1 protein-coding gene and 1 pseudogene are annotated in these 326 nt (G+C 32.2%); both read left to right on the top strand.

Annotated elements, in window-relative coordinates:
- A partial coding sequence (locus BZK24_RS08565) for an LpxL/LpxP family acyltransferase (protein ID WP_524707222.1) occupies positions 1–200 on the top strand: 200 nt, incomplete at its 5' end.
- Positions 197–326: pseudogene (locus tag BZK24_RS09220) on the top strand (lipid A biosynthesis lauroyl acyltransferase); the annotation flags it as partial. The gene BZK24_RS08565 and the pseudogene BZK24_RS09220, both read left to right, overlap by 4 nt.

The raw sequence follows: 326 nt of genomic DNA, 5'->3' as shown, positions 1-326 counted from the left end.
GTATTTTTATCGTGGAATCTTTAGTGAATATTTTGGGGTTTATTTTAGCTAAAATGCCCCATTCGTGGTTTTTAAGGTGCATTAAAGCTGTGGCGTGGCTGATGAGAACCTTTGATAAGCGCCGTTATTTTTCTATCCAAAACATAGAGCCTAAAAAAATTAAAGAATGCGTTTTAAACATTTTAAAGGAAAAAGAATGACTTATAAAGAACGACTCATACACGAAAAAATATTGAACCAAGACGACAAGGGTTTTAAAACAGAACTGTGCATTTTGAGTATTTTTATCGTGGAATCTTTAGTGAATATTTTGGGGTTTATTTTAG

Origin of the sequence: Helicobacter pylori (genome assembly GCF_001998165.1) — a bacterium.
GTDB lineage: Bacteria > Campylobacterota > Campylobacteria > Campylobacterales > Helicobacteraceae > Helicobacter > Helicobacter pylori_DL.
The sequence above is the reverse complement of the archived record's forward strand: the minus strand, read 5'-3'. Positions and strand labels throughout refer to the sequence as shown.